Origin of the sequence: Stieleria magnilauensis, assembly GCA_007753675.1 — a bacterium.
GTDB lineage: Bacteria > Planctomycetota > Planctomycetia > Pirellulales > Pirellulaceae > Stieleria > Stieleria magnilauensis.
Genome location: CP036432.1, coordinates 373,121 through 385,231 on the forward strand (window position 1 = coordinate 373,121; position 12,111 = coordinate 385,231).

At 53.7% G+C, this 12,111-nt stretch carries 10 protein-coding genes and 1 tRNA gene; 4 read left to right on the forward strand and 7 right to left on the reverse strand.

The window, feature by feature from the left end:
- Nucleotides 1–54 precede the first annotated feature (54 nt).
- From tnpB to TBK1r_RS01475, 6 genes are all read right to left on the reverse strand, one after another.
- On the reverse strand, nt 55–405 hold the full coding sequence (gene tnpB / locus TBK1r_RS01445; RefSeq protein ID WP_145207196.1) for an IS66 family insertion sequence element accessory protein TnpB: 351 nt from the start codon (nt 403–405) through the stop codon (nt 55–57).
- The gene (gene tnpA, locus TBK1r_RS01450; protein ID WP_145207197.1) at nt 402–758 is read right to left on the reverse strand and encodes an IS66 family insertion sequence element accessory protein TnpA; all 357 of its coding nucleotides are present in this window, start codon (nt 756–758) and stop codon (nt 402–404) included. Before tnpA ends, tnpB begins: the two co-directional genes overlap by 4 nt.
- A 310-nt stretch (nt 759–1,068) precedes the next feature.
- The gene (gene parA / locus TBK1r_RS01460) at nt 1,069–1,710 is read right to left on the reverse strand and encodes a ParA family partition ATPase (protein WP_473772482.1); all 642 of its coding nucleotides are present in this window, start codon (nt 1,708–1,710) and stop codon (nt 1,069–1,071) included.
- A 320-nt stretch (nt 1,711–2,030) separates the two neighbouring features.
- A complete protein-coding gene (locus tag TBK1r_RS01465) occupies nt 2,031–5,219 on the reverse strand; it encodes a metallophosphoesterase family protein (RefSeq protein ID WP_145207199.1) in 3,189 nt (1,062 codons plus the stop codon).
- A 158-nt stretch (nt 5,220–5,377) separates the two neighbouring features.
- Complete coding sequence (locus TBK1r_RS01470) at nt 5,378–6,385, reverse strand: tyrosine-type recombinase/integrase (protein ID WP_419580856.1); 1,008 nt, start codon at nt 6,383–6,385, stop codon at nt 5,378–5,380.
- A gap of 86 nt (nt 6,386–6,471) precedes the next feature.
- A tRNA-Ala gene (locus TBK1r_RS01475) sits at nt 6,472–6,544 on the reverse strand.
- A 245-nt stretch (nt 6,545–6,789) separates the two neighbouring features.
- Here TBK1r_RS01475 and nusB point away from each other — a divergent pair.
- From nusB to TBK1r_RS01495, 4 genes are all read left to right on the forward strand, one after another.
- Nucleotides 6,790–7,248, forward strand: coding sequence for a transcription antitermination factor NusB (nusB, locus tag TBK1r_RS01480; protein WP_145207200.1), 459 nt, complete (start codon nt 6,790–6,792; stop codon nt 7,246–7,248).
- Nucleotides 7,249–7,259: 11 nt separating this feature from the next.
- On the forward strand, nt 7,260–8,036 hold the full coding sequence (locus tag TBK1r_RS01485) for a sulfite exporter TauE/SafE family protein (RefSeq protein ID WP_145207201.1): 777 nt from the start codon (nt 7,260–7,262) through the stop codon (nt 8,034–8,036).
- Nucleotides 8,037–8,223: 187 nt separating this feature from the next.
- A complete protein-coding gene (locus TBK1r_RS01490) occupies nt 8,224–9,087 on the forward strand; it encodes a TerC family protein (RefSeq protein WP_145207202.1) in 864 nt (287 codons plus the stop codon).
- Between the two features lie 199 nt (nt 9,088–9,286).
- A complete protein-coding gene (locus TBK1r_RS01495; protein WP_145207203.1) occupies nt 9,287–10,639 on the forward strand; it encodes an SGNH/GDSL hydrolase family protein in 1,353 nt (450 codons plus the stop codon).
- A gap of 198 nt (nt 10,640–10,837) precedes the next feature.
- Here the strand turns inward: TBK1r_RS01495 and TBK1r_RS01500 are convergent, their stop codons facing one another.
- Complete coding sequence (locus tag TBK1r_RS01500; RefSeq protein ID WP_145207204.1) at nt 10,838–12,088, reverse strand: HEAT repeat domain-containing protein; 1,251 nt, start codon at nt 12,086–12,088, stop codon at nt 10,838–10,840.
- Nucleotides 12,089–12,111: the final 23 nt, after the last annotated feature.

Here is a 12,111-nt window from a genome sequence, read left to right on the forward strand (position 1 = left end):
CTCCGCGAAACAAATTTCGTGGAGCCGGTTCGTTTCGAGTCGATTGGCGATGGGCTAAGCTGCCATTCGTTTGCGTCGGGTCTTGGCCGCTTTCAGTGACACTCCTGCGATCCACATGGCCAGTTCGACGTTATCGATCACGATGTGCGAGCTGCCGTCCTCTGCCTTTGGTATTTCGACGGTGCCTTGTTCGAGCCTTCGATACCAGAGCGTCAGTCCGCCGGTTTCCCACCACAGGGCTTTGATGCGATCGCGTCTGCGATTGACGAACAGGAACAACGAACCATCGGTCACGCTGTGATTCATCGCAGTGGTGACGATGCCGGTCAGTCCGTCGAAGCCTTTGCGAAAATCGACCGGTTCGGTGCAAAGATAAATCGGCACACCGGAGGGCAACCCGATCATGGCCGGGCCTCCGGCTGTTGGCTTGGTTGCCGATCCGTCGGGACCTCCACGCGGATTCGAATGCCGCCGGGAAGTTCGATGGTGGTGCAGGCAGTCGCCGGGCCGACGACCCGATCAGGCTCGCCAGCCTGATCGCCGGGCAGGCCAGGTAGGCGAAGCGGCACGAACTGGACGTTCGGCTCGCCTGGCTCTGGCTCGAGGAGTGCTGGCGACTGGCGCAGCTTTTTCTTCCATTGATAGAAGGACGGCTGCGAGACGCCTTCATTTCGACAGAACTGGGCGACGGTCATTCGCGAGCGATCAAATCGACGCAACCGTTCCTGCCAAACCTTGGCAGTTTTGGATCGGGGCATGAGTTTTCTCCGTTTGGTGAAACGAAACAAAACCCACCACGGTAAACCCCGCGCCTACAACGGTTCTGGTGTACGGTTACGCCTGGGCTGCATTCCAATCTACTTTCGATTAGCCCACGAATAAACGTCGCAATCTCAATGTCCTCCGTCACACAGTGCAATTTGAGTTTTCGGTGAAGCTTGGGTGCGAGATCGATTGTTAGACGCTTTGGTTTTTCTTTGGGCATGGTCCGGTCGACATTGGTCTGCTGCACCCACTTGTCCGCCGACGCGGTACCGGCATGGCGGGTTGGAAAAGTGATCTTTTTGCTCATTTGAGTCTCCCTAGCTCGTTAACGAATTTCTTGACTTCCTTTGCCGCTTTTGATTTTTGCTCGACGAGCACGGTTTGTCCGCTCGCGGCACTCTCCGCGAAAAGTACTCGCTGCCCGATATCGCTTTTCAGGACAGGCACGTCCAATTCACGCAACGCCTCTCTGACGTCGCGGCCAATCGCCGTGTTTGCGATTCGACGATTGATCGCAAGGCAACATTGAATGGTTGGCTTGTAGGTTTGGGCTTCGCGGATCAAATCGACCGTCTTGACTGCCTCCCAGACATCCAACGGAGACGGTTGAATAGGCACGACGACCAAGTCGGCAGACAGAATGATCGATCGAGCCAACTCTGCAGCGCGCGGCGGCCCATCGATGACGACGTCGTCGTAGTCCGAGGCAAGCTGATCGATTTCCTGATGGATCGTCGCTTTGGGCATCCCGACAACCGTGAAGCCCGAGTGCTCTCGGCAGTTTGACCAAGAAAGAGCACTGCCCTGCGGGTCGGCGTCAATTAGCAGCACACGACGTTTGCGCCGAGAGAGTTCAGCCGCCGTATGGATTGAAAGCGTGGTCTTGCCAACCCCGCCTTTTTGGTTCAGAAAAGCGTAAATCATCCGTGTCGTATTTCTGTGCATCCGTATGCACGCTGTTACGATCTAACCCTATCACAGTTTGTGTCGGCCATGCAACAATTATGTTTTCATGTTAATCCGCGAAGGGAAATGCTTCGCCAGAAAGGTGCTCTCAACTAAAAGTGCTCTCAACTAAAAGTGCTCCAAGGTAGTTTTTGACCATATTCTTTTGAGACTTAGCATTTTTCATTTTTCTGCTGTCGCTGTTGGTGGGACTTTATAAAGGTGGCAGCCGGTTGACGACGAGCGACCTCCTCTCCAGCACGCGGGTTTCGGCGAATTTTCTTGGGCTTTTTGACTTATCGATACCGGAGATTTTGCACCTACTTTCTCCCAAGCTTGGGAAGTTCGGGCTTCCTGCTTTTTCGTCCAGGACGTAATGCCTTGCGCCCGTCCAACTTAATGTCCATCTTTGAACAAATTCGCTGCATCACATCGAAACGGGTTTGATATAAGTAGAAGTGATGAGCAATTAAAGACTGGAAAAGTACGGTTCCAAATCGGTTGTCCTTGAGTTCCGTTTTCAAGCGTATCGCCTCATCCATGGGAAATTCACGTCCGTGTTCCATCAACACGTCAAGCTGGTAGAGCTGATTTGGAATGGATGAATCGGAGGACACCACCTTCTCAAAGGTCCCTGTGAGCGCCCTTGCCCCCGTTGCTTCTGCGACAACCTTCACTACGGTGAAGCACGCCAGCCAACAGATACTAATGATTTCACGTTCGGCGCGAATCGTCAGTTTTTCGTCAGCAAGTTTTGCTTTTAAGTATCGAGGGTCGCGTTTTCTTCCAGTTGTTTTTTCCGAATGTGCATGCTGTTTGATTAGTTGATCTTTGATTCGTATCTCTGCAACTTTTCGCCAGCGATCTACTTCGTAGAGTTCCGAAAATCCGCTTCCAAGCATTCGGCGACTAAGGCGAAAAACCTCATCTACTATCGCCACCTTCCAGTCGGAATCCGCGGCATCCGCTTCATTCTTCAACACTTGACCCAGAATACGAATCATTTTGTACGCGCTTTGGATTTCGTGCATTTGCTCGACGAAAGTTCCTTCTTTTTCAACTGGGTCAATGATAGCAGCCATCTGGAGATCGTTGGCTGCTTCGCTAACGGCAATACCACTTCCCTTTTCTTTCTCCTCGATAAATGCTTTTCGGTTCTTCTCAGGTTCCGAGTTAGGAAGTGTAAGACGACCAGAGGTACCGCCCAGCTTGTTTAATTCGTCAACATCGGAATCCAGATCAGTCATCGTTACATTGGCGAAGATCTCTGCCGCAGCTTTTTGAATTGTGTCCGTGATGAATGGAGATGAATTCAAGTGCGCAAGGAAAAGGAGGGTGTTCGCAGAAATCGGATCGTATAATTTGAGACAAAGCTCTCTGACTGCAGTTTTTGCCCAACTCTCATGCAAGTTTCGGTTTAGGTGCCACGCAATAAAAAAGCAAGTTGCGTATCGCGAAACGATTCGAATCCCCTCATCGCTTGAACGTAATATTCCGGCTTCAACGAAATCTTTGAGCGTCGCCTCGAATTCCAATGGCACATCCTTCTGCTCGCAATAGCCGTCATGGAACTTTTTGGCGTTTCGAAGAGACATGACGTCGCCGCTAGAGCAAAAAATTTCGTAGGCAAACTTTCCAAGGTACGTGAACTTCCCTGTAAGTTCTAACGAGCCTAGTTTCGATCTGCTCAATGCGGCAGTGACAATTGCCTGGTACATATGACCATAGGAACCATTCTTCAAAATTATCTGGTCGTTTTCCTCAGACTGCTGGAGGAGAACAATAAGAATCCAAGGTTGATGGGGAATTACATCCGCCGACAAGACATTTTGAATTTGCTTGGTCAATTTGACAACTTCTTTTTGAAGTTGCTCCGGACTAAGGGACTTTCCCGCTGAACTCAACAAAACCCATTTTTTCGCGAGCATTTCGAGTCGCAGTTGGCCAAATTCCTTAATCTGAAATTTCGCATAGTTGGCATAGCCGCCAAAGTCGCCGCTAGCCCCCTGCGATTCGCAAAGCACCAATTCTTCAGATGCGAAAATCACGACGTGGCTTGCAATCTCGTCAAGGAATTCGATTGTCTTGGTCGGCCTCGTACCGCTCGTATATAGTGTGTGGAAATCATCGACAATTATAGTTAGCTCATTCGGAAAACGTTGCAAAATCGACTCATAGGTCAAATCAACATATTGCCGTTTAATTGCCTTTGAAACGACATCTTCGACAGTTCTTTTCGACCGCGTTTTTTCGAAAGCTTTTGCTTCGAGGTAAACGGGTATCTTCCCCTTTCCATGCATTTCAGCAACAAGTTGCCGTGCCATGGCTGTCTTACCACAAGTGTCATCACCTGTAAGAAGAACTCTTTCGGACTCGAGAAGTTTTTCAAACACGCGGGAGCCAGGAACTAGCTTTCTGTCCTCCGGTGCGATCGAGTTTGAGTAGTCATTTAAGTCAGGATACAAAAAAAAGTCCTGCAAACGTAGTTGTCCTTTGTTTGCAATTTGTATCGGAAGCATTGGATCTTCGAGCCAATCGCGAAATGCCGGCCGGTGTCTTCGTGGCTGAGCTTCGTTTCCCGGATTATCCATTGGCAACGTCTGAGCTGAAGTTGCCTTGTATGACTTCTGGTTTTCTGTGTACTCATACCTCACCACACTGGCCTTCTTTCCTCCAATGTCTATATCAAGAACTTGAAAACAGCTCGATTCACCTCCGTCCCATTCCTGCAAGGCTCCGCCCTCGCAATGGGAAATGACAATTTGTTCGCTGCTCGTACTTGATTCTCGCGGCGTATGCTCATGGCCAGTGATTAGTAGATCAGCACTTTTTTCAATCCAGTTGCGTAGCTGTGATCGTGTATCAGGCATCCTGAACCAATTCAGTGGATGATGCATAGCTACAATCGACGTGGTTGCGGATGAAGAGTCGGCTTTAGGCAGAAGCTCGAGAGGGAATGTCGCTTCGTTCGCTTTTTCTTTTCTCTTTGACATCCAGGCTGAGTTCAGCAGATAAAACTGTACCGATGCGTCTGAAAGATCAATTCGATATTCCCTGAAGTATGGATGCTCCTCGGTTATTGCAGAAGAAACGACAATATTCAGATTGTTAATGAAATGAAAAAAGTTGTTGAGCGGACTAATAGCTGCTTTTTCCACTGATGGTGCCGGACGCTCAGGGGCGAGCGTACTCAAACCGAGGTCTCTAAGCTCTTGGTCGCCGCTGAACTCGCAATCATGATTCCCAGATGTTACTAATGTGTGGACTACAAAACGGTCCATTGCCAGATCCGAGACTTTCTTTACTAGCGGCTCAATGAAACAAGCAGCTTGGGCAAATTCTTTGCTTCCACCACTGTTAGCTAGATCACCGTTAAAAAGTAGGACAATTGACTCGCAGTCTTCTGGCATTTTCATGCAGGCAACACGCGCAATAGAGTCGATTCGCTCGTGCAATTTGCTTTCTCCGCCGCCGAAATGCACATCTGCCAAATGAACGAGTCGAATCATCGAAATCTCAACGAATGAAAGAGGTTTTTTCCAGTATTGTGCAAAATCTTGCTCAGCTTGCAATCTGGTTGGCGACGACAGAATTTAGTCCCGTGGACACGTCGCTGAATCAGATTGCGTTGACTGAATGCGCACTGGTTGATTTGATGCACAATCAGTCAATGTTCTGTCCGTCGCAGGATCGCCTTTCTCGCCTGTGCTCGCAGGTAGTCCGGGTTTTTTGCAATGTGTGAATATACCCGACTTACCATTGCTGCGTCCTTGTGCCCCATCAGGTGAGCCAGTGAAACTGGATCAACTCCACCTTGGGTCAAGGCATTCGTGGCGTATGAGTGTCGAGTGCCGTAGGCAATCACGCGGAAGCCAACTTTCTCCGTGATGCGTGTCATCGCACATTTGATCGCATTCTTCGTCCACGGATTGCCGCGATTGTTCCGGAATACTGGACCCTGACGATCGGCATTCGCCAGCCTATCAACAATCGCCTTTGCTTCTGGCGTCAGAAATACAACGCGTGGATCAGTTTCACCTTTGGACTCGTCGGCAGGGAAGATGATTAGATCATCGTGGATGTGCTTTGCTTCCAGAGTCCGTGCTTCGATTGGGCGACAGCCCGTCAGGTAAAGAAAGTTGAGCAGATCCAACACTGGCCCGCGAGCATGGATTGTGATTTCCTTCCACTGTGCGTCGGTGTAGACAACGTCTCGTCTACGTCGTCGCGGTTTCTTGACTTTCGGGATGGGGGTGCGGTGAAGGTATCCTTCATCGACTGCCCAGTTGATCATCCGCTGAACGATCGAGATCGCATCGTTGGCGGAATTGTCCGACCAATTCGGATTGCTGTCTTTCCATTTGGTGATGTGGTGCTGCTTCAGCCGAGCCGTTTTTAGCTGCTTGCCGACGTGGTCAATGAAGCTCCGAAGGTACAGCCGATGTTTGTCGTAGGTGGTCGACTTGCGGTTGGCTTTGCACCAATCCAAATAGGATTGGGAAAGGTCGTAAAGCGTGACCAACTCAGACGTGATGGATTCGCGGTCCGACATCAGCTCGTGGAACTTAGCAAAGGCGGATTCACGATCCTTGCCCAGAGAGATTTGCTTTCCACCGATGGAGCAATACCAGCTTTGGGTTTGCTTCCTGAGAAATGGTTTTGATTGCCGTGGCATGACTTGCTCCGAATTCGTGCATTGAAACGTGCATTTGACGTTTCAATGATTCGGAGCAAGTTCGAAAAAGGCAATGAATTGCCGAGTGGAGGTAGACGGACTTGAACCGACGACCTACGCGCTGCCAGCGCGTCGCTCTCCCAACTGAGCTATACCCCCGCTTGGGCCCCCATTCGGAATCTGATCAAAGCCATGGGGGAGGCATGTTGGCCCCGTCGCAACGGGCTGACCAACTGATCAGGAGCGGTATTATCAATCCGACGGCCGATTCGTCAACCCGCGTTTTGGATGCAAAATCGAGGTAGCTCGGCGCGGCGGCGGGGCGCGCCTACAATCCGCCTCTGAACCCTTGTAATCCCTGAAAAAGCGTCTGATTCGAAAGAACACGCGTCCCGAGATCCTGCATGTCCACCCGCCGTCGCGCCCGCGAGATCGTTTTACAGTTACTTTACGAAGCCGACGTCAACGGCACTCGCGATGCCGTGTCGGCTCGCCGGTTCATCAAGTCGCGGCTGCAGGGACGTTCGGCTTTGTCGGCGTTTGCCGAGAAACTGTTGACCGGCACGCTGGAGCATCGCGATCAAGTGGATCGGCATCTGTCTCGTTTGGCAAAGGGCTGGGCGCTGGGGCGGATGGCGGTCACCGATCGCAACGTGATGCGAATGGCGGCCTACGAGATCCTGTTTGCCGAAACACCCGGCCGCGTGGCGGTCAACGAAGCGGTGGTGTTGATCAAACGCTACGGCGACAAAAACAGCCCGCGGTTTGTGAACGGGATTTTGGACCGATTGCTGAAGGAATTTGAGGCCAACGCATTGGGTGACGTCGGCGAAGAAGACGTCATCCAAGACAACGACGGCTAGGCGATTGACCGATGCCCGAAGTCGTTTCCTGGTTTTTTCCCTGGTTGATCGTCACGCTCGTCCTCTCGGTCGGTATTTTCGTGCAGGCGGCCGCCGGATTCGCTGCGGGCATGCTGGTTATTCCCACCCTGTTATGGCTGGGGTACTTGATCCCCGAAGCCAGTATGGCGCTGTTGGTGGCGACGATACCGCAGAACATCGCGGGCGTTTACGCGCTACGGGAATCGATTCGACCGAAAACCCTTCTCTGGCCGGGCATCGGTCGCGTCGGCTTTTTCCCGCTGGGAATCCTCGCGCTGATCGCGATCGAAGAAGCGTTTCCGCTGGTGCGGATCCGCCAGTTCGTCGGCGGCGTGGTGTTGGCGGCGACCATCGCGACGGCCGTTTATCACCCGGTCCCCAAGGCAAAGCTGTCGCCGATCTGGGCCTGGATCGCGTTTCCCATTTCAGGATTCTTGCAAGGGCTGGTCGGGATGGGGGGACCCGCAATGGTGTTTTGGGTCTCCGCGCATGATTGGAACACCCGCCAGATCCGCGGATTTTTGTTCGCGATGTACCTGACCAGTCTCGCGCCGGCGATCGTCATGCTGTTCGCTTTCTTTGGAGATCGATTGGTCACCCCGGCATTGAATGCCTGTGCGTCGATTCCCATCCTGTTGTTGGTCACCTCGCTGGGACTTAAATTCGGCAACTGGCTCGGACGCAACCGTCTGCGACGCGTTACCTTGGGGCTGCTGTTCTTGATGGGGGTTCTCGGCTTGGCGTCACCTTGGATCCGCTCCGGCTAGTGCTCCGCCCCGATTTGAATTTGCGGTTACGTTTGTCGAGCGGAAAAGGGGTCAGGTACCAAAAACCAAATGGCCCATAGGGTGCTTCGCATTTTTGGTACCTGACCCCTTTTCCGCGGCACTCTCCGTTTTAAAGTTGACCAAGCACTAACGCGCCGATGAAAAGGAATTGAATATGATCGCGGAAATGGGATCTCTGCTCACCGGCGACGCCATCATGGCGTTATTGACGTTGACCTTGATGGAGATCGTGTTGGGGATCGACAACATCGTCTTCATCGCGATCATCACCGGACGTTTGCCGCCCGAAAAACGGTCCTTCGCCAGACGGTTTGGACTGGTGCTGGCCATGGGCATGCGAATCGTGTTGCTGCTGGGCATCGGCTATCTGATGCAACTGGTCGGGCCGGTGTTTCATCTGTCGGACTATGTCCCGCTGGAATCCGTTGCCGAGTACCTGCACGAGCACGAAGAAGCCGACGAGGTCAGCGGCAAAGACCTGATCTTGATGTTCGGCGGTCTGTTTTTGTTGTGGACCGCGGTGCGTGAAATTCACCACAAGATCGAGGGTCATGAAGAGGAAGCTGAGATCGGGAACCTGCCCGGCGACAGTGGCGGATCCTCGGACGGGATCGCCCCGATCACGGAGGAAAACCGGTCGAGCGTTACCGTCGGCGGCGTGTTGTTCCGAATCGCGTTCATGGACATCATCTTTTCACTCGACTCGGTGATCACCGCCGTCGGAATGGCCAAACAAATCTCCGTCATGGTCATCGCCGTGGTGATCAGCGTCTTGGTGATGATCGTGTTTGCCAACCAGATCAGCGAGTTTGTCCAGAAGCACCCCACGGTCAAAATGTTGGCCCTGTCCTTCCTGATCTTGATCAGCGTCGTCTTGATCAGCGAAGCCTCCGGGACGCCGATCAGCAAGGGGTACGTCTACTTTGCGATGACGTTTTCCCTGATGGTCGAATTCCTAAATCTGAGAATGAAGATGAAACGCATTCGCCCCAGTCGCGGCGAAGGTGAAACCGGGAGCATGAGGAAGTAGGATGGTTTCAGGTTTCAGGTTTCAAGTTTCAAGTTTCAAGTTTCAAGTTTCAAGTTTCAAGTTTCAAGTTTCAAGTTTCAAGTTTCAAGTTTCAAGTTTCAAGTTTCAAGTTTCAAGTTTTAGGGCTTGAGATTTGTCTCATTCTCCTGCTTCTCTCTCCATTTCTGTCTGTCCCTCCCTCTTTCCCCCCACACCCGTTATGAAACGATTCGCGTTTGCCCTGCTCTCGGTTTGTTTGTTGCTTTCCCCGGCGCTTGCCCAGTCGACTCCGATCCAGGTCGGCGAGGCGAGCCTTCAGTCCGGTGATGCCGTGGTTTTCCTCGGCGACAGCATCACGCATCAGCGTCTTTACACGCAGTACATCGAAGACTTCTTCATCACCCGGTTTCCCAGCGTGCCGCTGAAGTTCCACAACGCCGGCATCGGCGGAGACAAGGCCTGGGACGCGCTGCAGCGTCTCGACCGCGACGTGCTGTCGAAGAACCCCAAGTTGGTCACGATTCTGTTGGGAATGAACGACGGACGCTACCAAGCGTTTGATCATGAGATTTTCAAGACCTATGAAACCGACATGACCGAATTGCTGGATCGCTTGCAAGCCGCCGACACAACGGTCTCGCCGATCACGCCGACGATGTTCGACGCCGTCGCGGCCCGCGCCAATTTGAAACAACGTCCCCGCGAAGAATCTGCGGTGCGTCAATACAACGCTGTCCTCGCCTACTTTGGGACCTGGTTGCGAGACGAAGCGGATCGTCGAGGCATGCGGTCGATCGATATGTTTGGTCCCCTCAATCACCTGACCCGTGTTGCCCGTCAGGACGATCCCCAATTCACCTTCATCAAGGACGCGGTTCATCCCGGCACCGACGGTCAACTGATCATGGCACATGCCTGGCTTGAAAACCTGGGCATGCAAAGCGCCGTTTCGAACATCACGCTCGTGCCGACCAAGAATGGCTATCGCGCACGGGCAACCGGAGGCGAAGTGACCGAACTGGCCGGCGCGGACGGATCGATCGAATTCACGTTCCTCGCCGAATCGCTGCCGTGGGTCACCCCCGATGACACTCAGGTCGCAGCCAAGATGCTGAAGTTGGATCACAAGTTCAGTCGCGAAGGGTTCCAGGTCCATGGACTGGCGCCGGGCAAATACACGCTTTCGATCGATGGCACGCCGGTCGGCGACTTCACCCATACCCAATTGGCCGCCCACATCGAATTGCAACGGTTCCCCTCCACGCCACAATCGGTCCAAGCGGCCAAAGCGGTAGCGATGAACAAAGCCAGAAACGAATCGACGATCGGAGAGCTGCGCAAGCACTGGTACACCGCCCGAAACCTGGCGCGGGATCGACGCAGCTTGGCCCAAGCCGGTGACGAAGCGACCCGAACGGCGCTGGAAAAGAAGGTCGCCGCGGGGGAGCAGAAGATGGAAGGTTTTGAGGAAAAACTCGCCGCGCTCGAACAGAAAGCCGACGAGGAACTGGCGGCGATCTACGCCGCAGCCAAGCCGGCCCCGCACCGCTACGTGCTGCAACCGGTGCAGTGAAATCGGGTGAAGCGGCCCGCACGCCGGCGCAAGCCGGCTGACAGTAATGGGCCTTCAGTCGTTCGGCTACCAGCGACGTGCTTTTTTGTTCGCGGCAGGGCGCGAGTCCTCCGGTCTATCAAGCTGCAACCGGACGGCTCGCGCCGTTCCGCTTGCACAGCGCTAAAATAGACGGCATGAGCTTGCGGGCTACTGCCGCTACGGATCGCGGCGGAGATCGTCGGGGGCTTTCATCAGTTGAGCGGCGAAGTGATTGCGCCACGCTGCCTGGTCGTATCGGTAATCGACGCCCGGTGCGATCTGACGAAGCAATTCCAACGCGCCGGGGTTTTGAACCGTCTTGGTCAACACCTCTTGTTTGCCGCCGGTGGAAAGCCCCGAACCGCCCAGGCTGTTGCTGCCGACCGACATGCCTGGTCCCTTGGGCGTCAACGACTTGTGCGTCGTGATCAACGCATCGACGTATTCCTGCCAAAGTTCCGGGTCGGGGAAATAGTTCAGCGCACGAAGCGCCGCGGTCACTTCCACCGGCTTGCGGTTGTCACCCTTCAAGATCGGCAGATACGACGCGACCGCCGACGACGCGCCGTACTCCTGAAGCTGCAACAAGGCTTCGGTACGAATTCCCGGATCGGGCTCAAAGATCCCCGTTCGGACCAGAGCCTGGACCGCGATCGGTGTCTTCAGCGCGCCGAGTCGTTTGACGTAGATCATCCGCAACGATTTGGGATCGGGTTCGTTCCCACGCGACTTCTCCAGTGCTTCGGCGAGCGCGGTCGATGCCATCGGGTCGTCAATGGCTTGGATCGATTCGAGTGCTTCGGCGGACCGTTTTCCCGGCCTCAACACCAAACTCCGCAGCTTGGTCAGCTCCTTGATCCAAAGCTTCGAGGCTTCGTCGAACTTGTCGCGTCGTTGTTCGCGAAGATAAACCTCCGGGACCTCCCATCCGCCTGCCGTTCGTATCAATCCGCGCTGCCGTTGCTGATCGGCATAGAGCGCCCATTCGTTGCCATCGCGAACATAACCGAGCGCCGATCTGGCTTGGGGGTGATTGGGATCGATTTCAATGGCCCGCTGAAAATGAAAATCCCGCTGCGCCAACAAGCCGTTTCCCTTGCACTTCCGCGCCAATTGATAGTGCGCCTCGGCGTCCTCGCCCACTTGAGCCAACTGTTGACGATACCAAACCAGTTTCTCGTCGGAATCGCTGACCGTTTTGACGACCCGGCTTTGGGGAATGGCGACTCGCAACTCCGGATCCACTTCCACAATCACATGCGGTTTCGACCCGTTGTCCGTCTTCCTCACAATCTTGCCATCGACCTGCACATTGCCACGCAATTCCAGCGTGTCCGCTTGAGCCAGAGGTGCGCTAGCGAAAACCGCAAGTGTCAGCGCCAGCCCGGATGTCATCGGGAAGTGCGAAAGGCGAACGAAGTGGTTCATGTCAGGTCAGTTCGATGAGAAGA

What these genes read in the sequence shown, in the direction of transcription:
- tnpB (WP_145207196.1), bottom strand. Translation starts at nt 405, where the DNA reads ATGATCGGGTTGCCCTCCGGTGTGCCGATTTATCTTTGCACCGAACCG.
- tnpA (WP_145207197.1), bottom strand. Translation starts at nt 758, where the DNA reads ATGCCCCGATCCAAAACTGCCAAGGTTTGGCAGGAACGGTTGCGTCGA.
- parA (WP_473772482.1), bottom strand. Translation starts at nt 1,710, where the DNA reads ATGCACAGAAATACGACACGGATGATTTACGCTTTTCTGAACCAAAAA.
- TBK1r_RS01465 (WP_145207199.1), bottom strand. Translation starts at nt 5,219, where the DNA reads ATGATTCGACTCGTTCATTTGGCAGATGTGCATTTCGGCGGCGGAGAA.
- TBK1r_RS01470 (WP_419580856.1), bottom strand. Translation starts at nt 6,385, where the DNA reads ATGCCACGGCAATCAAAACCATTTCTCAGGAAGCAAACCCAAAGCTGG.
- nusB (WP_145207200.1), top strand. Translation starts at nt 6,790, where the DNA reads ATGTCCACCCGCCGTCGCGCCCGCGAGATCGTTTTACAGTTACTTTAC.
- TBK1r_RS01485 (WP_145207201.1), top strand. Translation starts at nt 7,260, where the DNA reads ATGCCCGAAGTCGTTTCCTGGTTTTTTCCCTGGTTGATCGTCACGCTC.
- TBK1r_RS01490 (WP_145207202.1), top strand. Translation starts at nt 8,224, where the DNA reads ATGGGATCTCTGCTCACCGGCGACGCCATCATGGCGTTATTGACGTTG.
- TBK1r_RS01495 (WP_145207203.1), top strand. Translation starts at nt 9,287, where the DNA reads ATGAAACGATTCGCGTTTGCCCTGCTCTCGGTTTGTTTGTTGCTTTCC.
- TBK1r_RS01500 (WP_145207204.1), bottom strand. Translation starts at nt 12,088, where the DNA reads ATGAACCACTTCGTTCGCCTTTCGCACTTCCCGATGACATCCGGGCTG.